Raw genomic sequence first — 14,592 nt, forward strand, 5'->3', positions numbered from 1 at the left:
CCTCGTGGTGGGTGTTCCGGTGGGTCAGCCGACGACCGTCCAGGTGTCGCCGCCCGCCAGCAGCGCGCCCAGGTCGCCCTTGCCGTGCTGCTCGATCGCGGTATCGAGCTGGTCGGCCATCTGCGTGTCGTAGACGGGCCGGTCGACGGAGCGCAGGACACCGATCGGGGTGTGGTGCAGCGTGTCCGGGTCGGCGAGCCGGGACAGCGCGAACGCCGTGGTCGGGGACGAGGAGTGCGCGTCGTGGACGAGCACCTCATCCTCGTTCTCCGGCGTCACCACGACGACCTTCAGATCACCGGTCGACCGGTCCCGTACGACACCCTTGGCCTGGTCGGCGCCGAACCGGATCGGCTTGCCGTGCTCCAGCCGGATCACGGCATCCTCGGCCTGCTGCCTGTCCTTCAGGGCGTCGAAGGCGCCGTCGTTGAAGATGTTGCAGTTCTGGTAGATCTCGATCAGGGCCGTGCCCTGGTGGGCGGAGGCCTGGCGCAGTACCTCCGTCAGGTGCTTGCGGTCGGAGTCCACCGTCCGCGCCACGAACGAGGCCTCCGCGCCGATCGCCAGCGACACCGGGTTGAAGGGCGCGTCCAGCGAGCCCATGGGCGTCGACTTGGTGATCTTCCCGACCTCGGAGGTCGGCGAGTACTGGCCCTTGGTCAGACCGTAGATCCGGTTGTTGAACAGCAGGATCTTGAGGTTGACGTTGCGGCGCAGCGCGTGGATCAGGTGGTTCCCGCCGATGGACAGCGCGTCGCCGTCACCGGTGACCACCCACACCGACAGGTCCCTGCGGGAGCTCGCCAGGCCCGTGGCGATGGCCGGGGCGCGGCCGTGGATGGAATGCATCCCGTACGTGTTCATGTAGTACGGGAACCGGGAGGAGCAGCCGATGCCCGAGACGAAGACGATGTTCTCCTTCGCCAGGCCCAGTTCGGGCATGAAGCCCTGCACCGCGGCGAGGATGGCGTAGTCGCCGCAGCCGGGGCACCAGCGCACTTCCTGATCGGACTTGAAGTCCTTCATCGACTGCCTGCCCTCGGCCTTGGGGACGAGGGAGAGCGCCTCGACGGTGCCCGTGCCGTGCGTGGACGTCTCAGCCATCGATGGCCTCCTTCACAGCCGCGGCGAGCTGCTCCGCCTTGAACGGCATGCCGTTGACCTGGTTGTACGAGTGGACGTCGACCAGGTACTTCGCCCGGATGAGCGTGGCGAGCTGCCCGAGGTTCATCTCGGGGATCACCACCTTGTCGTAACGCTCCAGCACGGCGCCCAGATTGCGCGGGAAGGGGTTGAGGTGGCGCAGATGCGCCTGCGCGACGGACTCCCCGGCCCTGCGCAGCCGCCGCACCGCCGCCGTGATCGGCCCGTACGTCGACCCCCAGCCCAGGACCAGGGTCCCGGCGCCGTCCGGGTCGTCCACCTCGAGGTCCGGGACGTCGATGCCGTCCACCTTCGCCTGCCGGGTGCGCACCATGAAGTCGTGGTTGGCCGGGGCGTAGGAGATGTTGCCCGTGCCGTCCTCCTTCTCGATGCCGCCGATCCGGTGCTCCAGACCCGGCGTCCCGGGGACCGCCCACGGGCGGGCGAGCGTCTGCGGGTCGCGCTTGTAGGGCCAGAACACCTCGGTGCCGTCGTCGAGGGTGTGGTTCGGACCCTGCGCGAACCGCACCCGCAGGTCCGGCAGCTCCTCCAGGTCCGGGATCCGCCAGGGCTCGGAGCCGTTGGCCAGGTAACCGTCGGAGAGCAGGAACACCGGCGTCCGGTACGTCAGCGCGATCCGCGCCGCCTCCAGCGCGGCGTCGAAGCAGTCCGCCGGGGTGCGCGGGGCGACCACCGGCACCGGAGCCTCGCCGTTGCGCCCGAACATCGCCTGCAACAGGTCCGCCTGCTCGGTCTTGGTGGGCAGACCCGTCGACGGGCCACCGCGCTGGATGTCCACGATCAGCAGCGGCAGTTCCAGCGAGACCGCGAGGCCGATCGTCTCCGACTTCAGCGCCACACCGGGCCCGCTCGTCGTGGTCACGGCCAGCGATCCGCCGAAGGCCGCGCCCAGCGCCGCGCCGATCCCGGCGATCTCGTCCTCGGCCTGGAAGGTCCGCACACCGAAGTTCTTGTGCTTGCTCAGCTCGTGCAGGATGTCCGACGCCGGGGTGATCGGGTACGACCCCAGGTACAGCGGCAGGTCCGCCTGCCGGCTCGCGGCGATCAGCCCGTAGGACAGGGCGAGGTTGCCGGAGATGTTGCGGTAGACGCCGGGCGGGAACGCCGTGGCCGCCGGGGCGACCTCGTAGGAGACGGCGAAGTCCTCCGTCGTCTCGCCGAAGTTCCAGCCGGCCCGGAACGCGGCGATGTTGGCCGCCGCGATGTCCGGCTTCTTCGCGAACTTCGACTTGAGGAACCTCTCCGTGCCCTCGGTGGGCCGGTGGTACATCCAGCTCAGCAGGCCCAGCGCGAACATGTTCTTGCTGCGCTCGGCCTCCTTGCGGGTGAGGTCGAACTCCTTCAGCGCCTCCACGGTCAGCGTGGTCAGCGGCACCGGGTGCAGGTGGTAGCCGTCCAGCGACCCGTCCTCCAGCGGACTGGTCTCGTAGCCGACCTTCTGCATCGCCCGCTTGGTGAACTCGTCCGTGTTGACGATCACTTCCGCGCCGCGCGGCAGGTCGCCGATGTTGGCCTTCAGGGCGGCCGGGTTCATCGCCACCAGCACGTTCGGCGCGTCACCCGGGGTGAGGATGTCGTGGTCGGCGAAGTGCAGCTGGAAGGACGACACACCCGGCAGGGTCCCGGCGGGCGCCCGGATCTCGGCCGGGAAGTTCGGCAGCGTCGACAGGTCGTTGCCGAACGACGCCGTCTCCGAGGTGAAACGGTCACCGGTGAGCTGCATACCGTCACCCGAGTCCCCCGCGAACCTGATGATCACCCGGTCGAGGCGACGGACGTCCTTCGCTCCCACCGCTTTGCGCTGCTCTCCTGCGACTGATCCGTCGGCCTGCTCCGCTGGGCTACTGACCTGGCTGGTCACTGAACTGGACCTCCCTCGAGGCGGCTGTCCGGGGCAGGCCTTCCCGCAGGCCTCCCTGGATCAACCCTACGACCGCGGGGGTCGCCTTCTTCGGGTGATTCGCATGTTGGACACGATTTTGAGACGACCTCGCGTCCTGGCTTGTCCTGGTTTCCGCACCCGACTCCGTCCCTGGAGACGCTCGCCACTCGTCTCCCGGTTCGCTCAGGAATTGAGGTACGTCAGCACGGCCAGCACCCTGCGGTGGTCGCCCTCGCTCGGGGACAGCCCCAGCTTGAGGAAGATGTTGCTTACGTGCTTCTCGACCGCCCCGTCGCTGACCACGAGCTGCCGGGCGATCGCCGAGTTCGTCCGCCCCTCGGCCATCAGCCCCAGCACCTCCCGCTCCCGCGGGGTGAGCCCCGCCAGCACGTCCTGCTTACGGCTGCGGCCCAGCAACTGCGCGACCACCTCCGGATCCAGGGCCGTGCCGCCCTCGGCCACCCGGACCACCGCGTCCACGAACTCCCGCACCTCGGCCACGCGGTCCTTCAGCAGATAGCCGACGCCCCGGCTGGACCCCGCCAGCAGCTCCGTGGCGTACCGCTCCTCCACGTACTGCGACAGCACCAGCACACCCAGCCCGGGATGCGCCTTGCGCAGCTGCACCGACGCCCGCACCCCTTCGTCGGTGTGCGTCGGGGGCATCCGCACGTCGGCCACGACCACGTCCGGCAGCTCGCCCTGCGCGTCCAATTCCGTGATGGTCTTGATCAGCGCCTCGCCGTCACCGACCCCGGCGACGACCTCGTGCCCGCGGTCGGTCAGCAACCGGGTCAGGCCCTCCCTGAGCAGCACCGAATCCTCGGCGATGACCACCCGCACCCTGTCCTCCACGATGTTGGCTCCCCACAGCCCGACGCCGCCCGTCCGCAGCCCACAACGGCTCCGCGCCCACCCGTGCGACACGCCCAGCATTTCAGGATCCCGGCGCGGATGGAGGGAGGACCGGCTTCTTGTCCGACCGGACCGGACCGGGAAGGGTGAGGGCCTGTTGTCCGACCGGGTCGGGTGTGGCGGGTCGTGAGGGCCGGGGGTCGGGGGCGGGCCGCCCGGTGGGGCACAGGGACCGGGCCGCCTGGTGGGGGCACAGGGACCGGGCCGCCTGGTGGGGTCACAGGGGCGGAGCCGCCTGGTGGGGTCACAGAGACGGGGCCCCGCGACGCCCTCGACCGGGGGTCACCGCACGCGCTCACCCCGCCACGGCAGCTCCGCCGTCACCCGGGTCGGCCCGCCCGCCGGCGAGTCCACCACCAGGATCCCGTCCACCGCGTCGAGCCGTTCCGCCAGCCCCGCGAGACCGGCCCCCTGGTAGAGGTCGGCCCCGCCCACGCCGTTGTCCACGACCTGCAGCATCAGCCGGTCCGCCGTGCGCCAGACCTCCACGCCCGCCCAGGTCGCCCGCGCGTGCTTGCTGATGTTCTGCAGCAACTCCGACACGGTGAAGTACGCGATCCCCTCGATCGCCGGCGCCGGCCGCTCCGCCAGATCGACCTCGACCTGCACCGGCACCGTGCACCGTGACGCCACCGCCGACAGCGCCGCGTCCAGCCCCCGGTCCGTCAGCACCGCCGGGTGGATCCCCCGGGCCAGGTCCCGCAGCTCCTGCAGCGCCGTCTTCACCTCGCCGTGCGCCTCGTCCACCATCCGCACGGCCTCCTCCGGATCCTCCCGCAACTTCTCCTTGGCCAGACCCAGCCCCATGGCCAGACTGACCAGCCGGGCCTGCGCCCCGTCGTGCAGATCCCGCTCGATGCGCCGCAGGTCGGCGGCGGCCGTGTCGACCACGACGCCACGGTCCGACTCCAGCTCCACCACCCGCGAGGCCAGCCGCGACGGCCCGAGCAGCCCGTGCACCATCAGCCGGTCCACCATCGTCAGCGCCCGCACGATCCACGGCGTGGCGATCGTGAACAGCAGCCCCACCAGCGCGGTCACCGTGATCTCGAAGGGGTTGTCCAGGTACACCCGGTGCGTCTCGTCGCCGTACAGCTGTATCCCGTCCTGACCGGCGTACAAGGGGAACACCCAGAACCACAGCGGATACGTCAGCAGCGTCCAGCCCAGCGCCCACACGGTCACGGCGACCACGAACGAGAACACCGCCCAGGGCAGCTGCAGCACCGAGTACAGCAGCGCCCGCCACGAGGCGCCGCTCTTGAGGACGGCCCCCATCCACGCCATGGCGCCCGGATTCCGCACCCGCAGCGGCTCCGGCTCGGCCACCTCCAGGCCCAGCAGCGTCCGCGCCCGCATCCGCTCCAGCGCCCCGAGCCCGCGGCACCCGGCGAGCGCCGCCGCCAGCACCGGTACGCCGAGGAACGTCACCAGCAGGCCCGCCCCCAGCGACACCATCGTGACCGCGTAGGTGAACAGCAGGATGCTGATGGGCAGGCTGAGCAGCACGTAGCCGAGCTCGCGCCAGGTGCGGCCCTCGACCGGCGCCCGCAGCGCGGCGGGCAGCCGGCGCCGCCGTTCGGTGCTCCCGCGGAACCCGGACTCGCTGTCGAACCCGTACCCCTGTCCGTACTCCGTGGCCATCGGCGCCGTCCCTCTCCTCGTCCTGCGGCTGCTCCCTCGTACCTCCACCCTGCTCCGCCGCAGGTCGACGGACCATGAAGTCCGTCGGCGTCTTGGACGGGGGGTTTTCCCCACCTTCGGCCCGCCGGCCGGAGATGCGCGGAGCTAGTGGGTGCCGCCCGTGCCGGAGTCGGAGCTGCGGTCGCGCCAGGGCAGCTCCGCCGTGACCGTCGTCGGACCGCCGGAGGGCGACTCCAGGACGAACAGGCCGTCGACGGCGCCCAGCCGGTCGGCCAGGCCCTTCATCCCCGTACCGCCGTCGAGGCTCGCGCCACCGCGGCCGTCGTCCCACACCTGTATGAGCAGCCGGTCGTCCGTCCGCCACACGTCGACCGACGCCGACTTCGCCCGGCTGTGCTTGCTGACGTTCTGCAGCAGTTCCGAGACGGTGAAGTAGGCGATGCCCTCGATGGCCGCGGCCGGCCGCGCGGGCAGATCGACCGTCACCTTCACGGGGACCGTGCAGCGCGAGGCGACCGAGGACAGTGCCGCGTCCAGACCGCGGTCGGTCAGGACCGCCGGGTGGATCCCACGGGCCAGGTCCCGCAGCTCCTGAAGCGCCAGTTTCACCTCGTCGTGCGCCTCCTCGACCATCGCCGCCGCCGCGTCCGGATCCTCCAGCACCTTCTCCTTGGCCAGGCCCAGCCCCATGGCCAGATTGACCAGCCGGGCCTGCGCCCCGTCGTGCAGATCCCGTTCGATGCGCCGCAGGTCGGCGGCGGCCGTGTCGACCACGACCCCCCGGTCCGACTCCAGCTCCGCGATGCGCCGCTCCAGCCCGTCGGAAGGCGACAGCAGCCCCCGCACCATCGCCCGGTCGGCGTTGGCCAGGCCCCGCGCGATGAACGGCAGCACCGGCCACAGCACGAACAGCGACGTCAGCGTGACCGTGAAGGTGAGGATGCCCCACGGCAGCCGTATGAACTCGTACAGGGCCGTGCGCCAGCCCACCGGATCCTTCAGCGACATCCCCAACCGCGCCAGGAACCCGCCCGAGCCGCGCAGCGGCAGCCGGCTCGGCTCGTCCACCCGCACCCCGAGCAGCGCCCTGGCCCTCGCCCGCTCCATCCTGCCCAACTGCCGCGCCCCCATGAGCCCGGCGGCGAGCAACGGGAAGCCGATCACCGTGATGGTCAGCCAGAAGCTGGTGAACAGCACCGTCATGACGTAGGTGAAGCCGAGCAGCGCGACCGGTAAGTTCGCCAGGAGGTGCGCGATCTCCTTCCAGGTGTGCCGGTCGTAGGCGAAACGGGGCGGCGGCGGGTGCTCGTCCTGCCCGGCTGCCCCCGCGGGCGCGTTCGCACCGGGGGACGGGAAGCGTTCGGTCATGTGCGTAAGCGTGCCCGGCGGCGCACGGCCCGCGCCATGAGGCGGACCGCCAGGATCGCCTGAGGAAAACCCCACCCCCGTATGCCCGGCCGTGACGGGCTGCTTACCCTGCCTTTATCAGGGCCTAGACTCCCGTGCGTACAGATCGTCGAACGGTGGCGTCCACGTTCCCGGCCGGGCCGGGCCGGGGCGCCGCGGGATCGGCGCAGGTTCCAGTCCGAGTTTCAGGGAGCGAGGGACGGACGTGCCGGAACGGACCGTCGTCACCACGACCGTCGTCGCGGCGGACTACTTCCAGTCCTACTCGGTCGTCGGGCTGCTCGCCGTCGTCGGTGTGCTGTTCGTCGCCGTCGCCTTCGGGGCCGGCCGCCTGCTGCGGCCCGTCGTCCCCACCCCCGAGAAGCTCCTGACGTACGAGTGCGGCGTCGACCCCGTCGGCGAGGGCTGGGCCCACACCCAGGTCCGCTACTACGTCTACGCGTTCCTCTACGTGATCTTCGCCGTCGACTCGATCTTCCTGTTTCCCTGGGCGACCGTCTTCGCCGCCCCCGGCTACGGCGCGACGACCCTGGTGGAGATGTTCATCTTCCTCGGCTTCCTGGCCGTCGGACTGCTCTACGCATACAAGAAGGGCGTCCTGGCATGGACGTGACCCCCGAGCCCGTATCGCTGCCCGAGCCCAAGCGGCTCGGCGCCCTCGCGCGCCTCGCGCCCGAGCCGATGAAGGTGATCCTCAACTGGGGCCGCCGCTACTCGCTCTGGGTCTTCAACTTCGGCCTCGCCTGCTGCGCGATCGAGTTCATCGCCGCGTCGATGGCCCGCCACGACTTCATCCGCCTCGGCGTCATCCCCTTCGCACCAGGCCCACGCCAGGCCGACCTGATGGTGGTCTCCGGCACGGTCACGGACAAGATGGCCCCGGCCGTGAAGCGCCTCTACGAGCAGATGCCCGAGCCGAAGTACGTCATCTCCTTCGGCGCGTGCAGCAACTGCGGCGGCCCCTACTGGGACTCCTACTCCGTCACCAAGGGCGTCGACCAGATCATCCCCGTCGACGTCTACGTCCCCGGCTGCCCGCCCCGGCCCGAGGCGCTGCTCCAGGGCATCCTCAAGCTCCAGGAGAAGATCGCCCGCGAGTCGCTGGGGGAGCGGTACGGCACGAGCCGTCCTTCCACGGCGGCGCTGCGAAGCGGCCTCGTGCAGCCACCGGCGCCCGCGCCGGCCTCCGACTCCACGCCGGGCACGATGCCGGGCTCGACGCCGGGGGAGGGACGATGAGCGCGGTCGGCTGGCTGCCCGCCGACGCCGAGGAACTCTTCGGCGCGGACGCCTCGGCCGAGGAGTCCTACGAGGTCCTCACGGTCGACGTACCCCCGGCGACCTGGATCTCCGCCCTGGAGACCGCCCGCGACCGGCTGGGCTGCACCTACTTCGACTGGCTGAGCGCGGTGGACGAACCCGGCACGGGCTTCCGCGTCGCGGCACACGTCGCTGCGCTCTCTCCCGTACGACGTCTCCTCCTGCGCACGACCGTCCCGCACGCGGCTCCCACCCTGCCCTCGGCGGTCGGTGTCTACGCCGGCGCCGCCTGGCACGAACGCGAGACGCACGAGATGTTCGGCATCACCTTCGAAGGCCACCCGGCGCTGGACCACCTGCTCCTGCCCGAGAACTTCGAAGGCCACCCCCTGCGCAAGGACTTCGTCCTGGCCGCCCGCGTCGCCAAGGCCTGGCCCGGAGCGAAGGAACCCGGCGAGTCGGAACACGGCGGCCCCAAGCGCCGCCAGATGCTCCCGCCCGGCGTCCCCGACCCGAACGAATGGGGCCCCCAGAAGGGCCAGCTCCCTCCGGCTCCGGCCCGTCCGGCCCGGGGCGCGGGACGCGCGGCGGGCGAGCGGCCGGACTGGGGGGCAGCGGCCCGCGCCGCCGGTGAACGCCCGGTGCGCAGGACTCGCTCCGTGACGGAAGGCTCGGCCAGCCAGGCCACCGCGGGTGAGGCCGGTGCGCCGTCTCCTGCCGCTCCTCGTCGTACGCGATCGGCGGCGGAGGGCTCGGCGAGCCAGGCCGCTACCGAGGCCACCGGGCCGGAATCGACGACCGCTGAAACCGGATCCTCGGCCACCGAGGCCGGAACACCTGCCCCATCGGCGGGGCCGCGCCGCGCGCGGAGCACGAGCGAGGGCTCGGCGTCGCAGCGAACTCAGTCGGACACCCCTGCCGGCCCACGCCGGGCGCGCAGTACGCCGGATGGCTCCGCGAGTCGGCGTGCCGCGTCCGACCGGGGCGACGGCGGCGAGGGCGACGGCGCCAGCGTCAGCGACAACCGGTCCGGCAGGGTTTCGCGCACCCCGGGCACCCCGCGCAGCTCGGACGCCCCCTGGCATCACGCCCGCCCCGCCTTCGAGGAACCGGAACCCGAACCGTCACCCGAGGCCGCGCCGTTGCCGCCCCGCGAACCCGCGGAGCCCGCAGCACGTCCGAAGACGCCGGAGTTCTCGGAAACCCTCGAGACCCCGGAAGCTCCCGCACGTCCGGACACCGCCGAAAGCCCGGAAACCTCAGAGCGCCCGGAAACCTCGGAGAGCCCGGAAACAGCGAGCCCAGGCATCTCCGAGAGCCCGGGCACTCCGGAAGCGGCGGACGACCCGAAGCACACGGACGACCCGAAGCCGAAGGACGACCAGAAGCCGAAGGACGACCGGAAGCCGACGGACACCCCGAACCGCACGGACGCCCCGAAGCCGACGGACGACGAGAAGCGCACGGACGACCCGAAGCCGAAGGACGACCAGAAGCCGAAGGACGACCGGAAGCAGACGGACACCCCGAACCGCACGGACGCCCCGAAGCCGACGGACGACGAGAAGCGCACGGAGGGCCAGAAGCCGACGGACACCCCGAAGCCGACGGACACCCCCCAAGACCAGACAGACTCCCCGGGAGGCCCGCGGTGAACGACGTACTCGACGTCATCCTGCGACTCCTGATCGTCTTCGTCGTCTTCCTCACCTTCCCCCTGATCATCGGCCAGACCGAACACAAGGTGATGGCCCACATGCAGGGCCGCCTCGGCCCCATGTACGCCGGCGGCTTCCACGGCTGGGCCCAGCTGATCGCCGACGGTGTGAAGTTCGCGCAGAAGGAGGACATCGTCCCCGCGGGTGCCGACCGCCGCATCTTCCAACTGGCCCCCGCCGTCGCCCTCCTGCCCTACCTGCTCGTCCTGCTCGCCATCCCCATCGGCCCGGACGAGGGAGCCGTCGGCCAGGTCATCGACGCCGGCGTCTTCTTCGTCCTGGCCGTCATGGGCGTCGGCGTCCTCGGCTCGCTGATGGCGGGCTGGGCGTCCGCGAACAAGTTCTCCCTCCTCGGCGGCCTGCGCACCGCCGCCCAGCTCCTCGCCTACGAACTGCCGATGCTGCTCACCGCCGCCTCGGTGGCGATGGCGGCCGGCACTGTCTCCCTCCCCGGCATCCTCGATGCTTTCGAGTGGTGGTGGCTGCCCTGGCAGATCGTCGGCGCGATCGTCTTCTTCGTCGCCGGGCTCGCCGAACTCCAGCGCCCGCCCTTCGACATGCCGGTCGCCGACTCGGAGATCATCTTCGGCGCGTACACCGAGTACACCGGCCTCCGCTTCGCGCTCTTCCTCCTCGCCGAGTACGCCGGAATCGTCGTCCTGTGCGGCCTGACCACCGTCCTCTTCCTGGGCGGCTGGCACGGCCCCTGGGGCGCCGACGGCCTCGGCTGGGTGTGGACCCTGCTGAAGGCCGCCGTCCTCGCCTTCCTCGTCATCTGGCTGCGCGTCACCTACCCCCGCCTGCGCGAGGACCAGCTCCAGAAGCTCTCCTGGACCCTCCTCGTCCCGCTCTCCCTCGCCCAGATCGCCCTCACCGGCGTCGTCAAGGTGGTGATCCAGTAACCATGGCCGAGCCTCTCCCGCCCTCCCGGCCCCGCATCCCCGGCTCCGGCCTCGCCAAGGGCCTGGCCGTCACCCTCCGCACGATGACGAAGAAGTCCGTCACCGCGCAGTACCCGGACGTCCAGCCCGATCTGCCGCCCCGCACCCGTGGCGTGATCGGCCTGTTCGAGGAGAACTGCACGGTCTGCATGCTGTGCGCCCGCGAGTGCCCGGACTGGTGCATCTACATCGACTCCCACAAGGAGACGGTCCCGGCGGCGGCCCCCGGAGGCCGCGAACGCAGCCGCAACGTCCTCGACCGCTTCGCCATCGACTTCTCCCTGTGCATGTACTGCGGTATCTGCATCGAGGTCTGCCCCTTCGACGCCCTGTTCTGGTCCCCGGAGTTCGAGTACGCCGAGACCGACATCCGCGATCTCACCCACGAGCGCGACAAGCTCCGCGAGTGGATGTGGACCGTCCCCGCGCCGCCGGCCCTCGACCCAGGCGCGGAGGAACCGAAGGAACTCGCCGCCGCCCGCAAGACCGCCGACAAACTGGCCGCCCAGCAGACACCACCCGCCACCGAACCGCACGCCGACGAGCAGGCCCGGGCAGCCGAGCGCCCCACCCGCCCGCACGGCGACTCCAAGCAGCAGACGGACCAGCCGAAGCCGGGGCAGGAGGGCACGCCATGACCCTCGCCGCAACCGCCTCCCCTCTCACGGCGCACACCACGACCGCGGCCGCAGAAGCCCACGGCTTCCTCTCCCCGACCGGCGTGGAGATCGCCTTCCTCCTTGTCGGCCTGGTCACCTTCGGTGCCGCGCTGGTCACCGTCACCACCCGGCAACTGGTGCACGCCGCCCTGTGGCTCGTGGTCACCCTCGGCGGCCTGGCCGTCGAGTACCTCCTGCTCACCGCCGAGTTCATCGCCTGGGTGCAGGTCCTCATCTACGTCGGTTCCGTCGTCGTCCTCCTGCTGTTCGGTCTGATGCTCACCAGAGCTCCCATCGGCCGCTCCCCGGACGCCGACTCCGGTAACCGCTGGGCCGCCCTCACCGTGGCCGTCGCCGCGGCCGCCACCCTGGTGTGGGTCGTCGTCGACGCCTTCCGCACGACCTGGATCGACCTGGACGGCCCCGCCGCCGGGTCTACCGAGGCCACGGGCGCGAGCCTCTTCCAGAACTGGGTCCTCCCCTTCGAGGCCCTCTCCGTCCTCCTCCTCGCCGCCCTGGTCGGCGCGATCGTCTTGTCCCGTAAGGCGAAGGCCGACGCGACGCCGCCGGACGGCCGGGGCACCCGGCGTGACACGGAAGGGGCCCGCTGATGCACCTCGCCTATCCCGCCGTGCTCTCGGCCCTCCTCTTCTGCACGGGCCTCTACGGCGTCCTCGCCCGCCGCAACGCGATCCTGGTCCTGATGTCGGTCGAGCTGATGCTCAACGCCGTCAACCTCAACCTGGTCGCCTTCGACGTCTGGCTCAGCAGGACCGCCGAGGAGACCTTGCACTCCGGCCAGGCCCTCACCCTGTTCACCATCGCCATCGCCGCCGCCGAGATCGGCATCGGCCTGGCGATCGTCCTCGCCGTACACCGCAACCGCGGCACCGCGGACATCGACAAGCTGCGCGACACCGCCGAACGGCACGACCCCGACGGCCGCGGCAGCGACGCCCTCCCGACCGAGCCGACCGACGAGGCCCAGAAGGCTGAGGCCACCGCGTGACCACGACCACCCTCGCCGTCCTCGTCCCCCTCCTGCCGTTCCTGGGCGCCGTCGCCGGTCTGCTCCTGGGCCGCACGGCACCCGGCTTCGTCCGCCCGCTGGCCGTCCTGCCGACGCTCACCGCGCTGGTGCTCGCCGCGTTGGTCGCCGCGCGACAGGGCGGTGACGCGGCCGTCGACGCGGCCACAGAACTCACCCCGACCGGCTCGGTCCCGATCGAACTCGCCCTGCACATCGACGGCTTCGCCGCCCTCGTCGCCGTCCTGGTCGGCCTCGTCGCCGCCTGCGTGCAGATCTACTCGACGGGCTACCTGCGCGACGACCCGCGCTACCCCTCGTACGCCGCCCTGGTCTCCCTGTTCACCTCCGCGATGCTCCTGGTCGTCTACTCCGGCGACCTGATCGTGCTGCTGGTCGGCTGGGAAGTCATGGGTATCTGCTCCTACTTCCTGGTCGGCCACTACTGGGAGACCCCTCAGGCCCGTGCCGCCTCCCTCAAGGCCTTCCTGGTCACCAAGCTCGGCGACGTCCCCTTCCTCCTCGGCCTGTTCGCCCTGGCCACCGACGCCGGCTCGTTCCGGATCACCCGGGTCCTGGGCGCCGTCGCGAGCGGCTCGCTCGACCACCCGACGCTGATCGCGCTGCTCCTCCTCGCGGGCGTGGCGGGCAAGTCGGCGCAGTTCCCGCTGCACACCTGGCTGCCCGACGCGATGGCGGGCCCGACCCCCGTCTCCGCGCTGATCCACGCCGCGACCATGGTCGCCGCCGGTGTCTACTTCATCGCCCGTCTCCTCCCGGTCTTCGAGGCCTCCCAGTCCGCGATGGTCGTCCTCGCCGTCATGGCCGCCGTCACCATGGCCGGCTCGGCGCTCGCCGCGCTCGCCCAGGACGACATCAAGCGCGTCCTCGCCTACTCGACGATCGGCCAACTCGGGTACATGTCCGGCGCCCTGGCCGTCGGCGACCGGGGAGCCGCCGTCTTCCACCTCCTGTCCCACGGCGCCTTCAAGGCGCTGCTGTTCCTCGCGGCCGGCGTGATCATCCACGCCGCCGGCACCAACTCGCTGGCCGCCATGTCCCGGATGCGGAACCTGCGCAACCACGTCCCCGACGCCTACTGGACGATGACCGTGGCACTGCTCGCGCTCGCCGCGATCCCGCCGTTCAGCGGCTTCTTCTCCAAGGAGGCCGTCCTCGGCGTCGCCGAACACGTCGTCACCGGACACACCGAGCACGCCCCCGCCGCCGCGGGCTGGATCGTCCTCGTCGCCGGCCTGCTCACGGCCGTGCTCACCGCCGCCTACGCGATGCGCCTGTGGCTGCTGGCCTTCCGCGGCCGGGGCGCCGAAGCCCCCGACCACGGCAGGCAGCCGCTGACGATGACCGTGGTGCTCTGGGTGCTGGCCGTGCCGTCCCTGGCCCTCGGCGGGTTCGCCTTCCGGCTGCTGCCCGACTGGTTCGACGGCCGCGACCTCAGCCCGACCCTGACCACCTCGGTGCTCGGCACGGGCGTGGCCCTGGTCGGCGGCATCGTCACCTACGCCGCCTGGCGGCACACCACCGCGCTCACCGCACGCGTCCCCATGGGCGCGGTCGCGGCCCACCCGGAGGGCGACGCCGCCCAGGTCGAGGCCGAGGCCATCGCCACGCACGAGCCGGCCTACGGCGACATCGCCTACGCGCCCGACCCGGCAGACCCCGGACGGCTCCTGCTCGGCCCCCTGCACCGGCACGCGGCCGCGGGCTTCCACCTGGACGCCGTGTACACGGCGGTCTTCGTCCGACCGGTCCAGGCCGGCGCGAGCCTCGTGCGGTTCCTCGACCGCGAGGTCGTCGAGACCTACGTCCGCGGTGCGGGTGCGCTGCCCCGCTGGCTCGGCGCCGCCGTACGGCGCGCCCAGACCGGCAACGTCCAGACCTATGTGAGCGCGCTGCTCGCCGGCACCGTCGTCCTCGCGGTCGCCGCCGTCCTCGTCGCCACGGGAGCGTGAGC

13 protein-coding genes are annotated in these 14,592 nt (G+C 71.5%); 8 read left to right on the plus strand and 5 right to left on the minus strand.

The window, feature by feature from the left end:
• Positions 1 to 24: 24 nt before the first annotated feature.
• The 5 genes from ACWD1U_RS29555 to ACWD1U_RS29575 form a co-directional block, all read right to left on the minus strand.
• Complete coding sequence (locus tag ACWD1U_RS29555; protein ID WP_451112053.1) at positions 25 to 1,104, minus strand: 2-oxoacid:ferredoxin oxidoreductase subunit beta; 1,080 nt, start codon at positions 1,102 to 1,104, stop codon at positions 25 to 27.
• Positions 1,097 to 3,025: a 2-oxoacid:acceptor oxidoreductase subunit alpha gene (locus tag ACWD1U_RS29560; RefSeq protein ID WP_451112055.1), complete on the minus strand. Its 1,929-nt coding sequence runs from the start codon at positions 3,023 to 3,025 to the stop codon at positions 1,097 to 1,099. Before ACWD1U_RS29560 ends, ACWD1U_RS29555 begins: the two co-directional genes overlap by 8 nt.
• A gap of 204 nt (positions 3,026 to 3,229) precedes the next feature.
• Positions 3,230 to 3,901, minus strand: a complete 672-nt coding sequence (locus ACWD1U_RS29565) for a LuxR C-terminal-related transcriptional regulator (RefSeq protein ID WP_451112056.1) — start codon at positions 3,899 to 3,901, stop codon at positions 3,230 to 3,232.
• Between the two features lie 342 nt (positions 3,902 to 4,243).
• On the minus strand, positions 4,244 to 5,605 hold the full coding sequence (locus tag ACWD1U_RS29570; RefSeq protein WP_451112058.1) for a sensor histidine kinase: 1,362 nt from the start codon (positions 5,603 to 5,605) through the stop codon (positions 4,244 to 4,246).
• 144 nt (positions 5,606 to 5,749) lie between these two features.
• A complete protein-coding gene (locus tag ACWD1U_RS29575) occupies positions 5,750 to 6,973 on the minus strand; it encodes a sensor histidine kinase (protein WP_451112059.1) in 1,224 nt (407 codons plus the stop codon).
• A gap of 244 nt (positions 6,974 to 7,217) precedes the next feature.
• Here ACWD1U_RS29575 and ACWD1U_RS29580 point away from each other — a divergent pair, with 244 nt between their 5' ends.
• Genes ACWD1U_RS29580 through ACWD1U_RS29615 form a run of 8 tightly spaced genes read left to right on the plus strand, consistent with a single transcriptional unit; the run spans position 7,218 to position 14,590 of the window.
• Complete coding sequence (locus ACWD1U_RS29580) at positions 7,218 to 7,625, plus strand: NADH-quinone oxidoreductase subunit A (RefSeq protein ID WP_094054411.1); 408 nt, start codon at positions 7,218 to 7,220, stop codon at positions 7,623 to 7,625.
• Positions 7,616 to 8,251: an NADH-quinone oxidoreductase subunit B gene (locus ACWD1U_RS29585; RefSeq protein ID WP_451112060.1), complete on the plus strand. Its 636-nt coding sequence runs from the start codon at positions 7,616 to 7,618 to the stop codon at positions 8,249 to 8,251. The genes ACWD1U_RS29580 and ACWD1U_RS29585 overlap by 10 nt, the downstream gene beginning before the upstream one ends.
• Positions 8,248 to 9,927, plus strand: coding sequence for an NADH-quinone oxidoreductase subunit C (locus ACWD1U_RS29590; protein ID WP_451112062.1), 1,680 nt, complete (start codon positions 8,248 to 8,250; stop codon positions 9,925 to 9,927). The genes ACWD1U_RS29585 and ACWD1U_RS29590 overlap by 4 nt, the downstream gene beginning before the upstream one ends.
• Complete coding sequence (locus tag ACWD1U_RS29595) at positions 9,924 to 10,892, plus strand: complex I subunit 1/NuoH family protein (RefSeq protein ID WP_451112064.1); 969 nt, start codon at positions 9,924 to 9,926, stop codon at positions 10,890 to 10,892. Before ACWD1U_RS29590 ends, ACWD1U_RS29595 begins: the two co-directional genes overlap by 4 nt.
• Before the next feature lie 2 nt (positions 10,893 to 10,894).
• Positions 10,895 to 11,569, plus strand: coding sequence for a 4Fe-4S binding protein (locus ACWD1U_RS29600; protein ID WP_451112066.1), 675 nt, complete (start codon positions 10,895 to 10,897; stop codon positions 11,567 to 11,569).
• Entirely contained in the window at positions 11,566 to 12,201 is a 636-nt protein-coding gene (locus ACWD1U_RS29605) for an NADH-quinone oxidoreductase subunit J family protein (protein WP_451112068.1), read from the plus strand. Before ACWD1U_RS29600 ends, ACWD1U_RS29605 begins: the two co-directional genes overlap by 4 nt.
• Positions 12,201 to 12,599: an NADH-quinone oxidoreductase subunit NuoK gene (gene nuoK, locus ACWD1U_RS29610; protein WP_451112070.1), complete on the plus strand. Its 399-nt coding sequence runs from the start codon at positions 12,201 to 12,203 to the stop codon at positions 12,597 to 12,599. Before ACWD1U_RS29605 ends, nuoK begins: the two co-directional genes overlap by 1 nt.
• Positions 12,596 to 14,590: an NADH-quinone oxidoreductase subunit 5 family protein gene (locus ACWD1U_RS29615; protein WP_451112072.1), complete on the plus strand. Its 1,995-nt coding sequence runs from the start codon at positions 12,596 to 12,598 to the stop codon at positions 14,588 to 14,590. The genes nuoK and ACWD1U_RS29615 overlap by 4 nt, the downstream gene beginning before the upstream one ends.
• The last annotated feature ends 2 nt before the right edge of the window (positions 14,591 to 14,592 follow it).

The sequence above is a fragment of the Streptomyces sp. NPDC002788 genome, assembly GCF_053592115.1.